The following is a 239-nucleotide window of genomic DNA, read 5'->3' as shown; positions in this document are numbered from 1 at the left end:
GACTAAGTCACCTTGTACTAACCTTTTTTGTTGGCTACTTCTTCGCTTAGAGAGCGCCTTGATACGTAAGGCGAGCTCTTTCATTGCAAATGGCTTGATTAAGTAGTCATCGGTGCCTGCATTGAAGCCAGCTTCTTTGTCTTGCAGCGTATCTTTTGCCGTCAGCATCAAAATAGGCGTATCGTCACCGTCGTCGCGAAGTCTTTCACAGACAGTAAAACCATCTATTTTAGGTAACA

The 239-nt window shown here is 44.4% G+C and carries 1 protein-coding gene; it reads right to left on the bottom strand.

Going from position 1 to position 239, the window contains the following annotated elements; all coding sequences use genetic code 11:
* Nucleotides 1-239 (bottom strand): response regulator transcription factor (locus AB4496_RS29495; RefSeq protein ID WP_372133689.1); only part of this gene is annotated, 239 nt, incomplete at both ends.

It is taken from the genome of Vibrio sp. 10N.222.46.A1 (assembly GCF_041473595.1).
Classification (GTDB): domain Bacteria; phylum Pseudomonadota; class Gammaproteobacteria; order Enterobacterales; family Vibrionaceae; genus Vibrio; species Vibrio tasmaniensis_A.
This window is presented reverse-complemented; position numbering and strand designations above follow the sequence as displayed.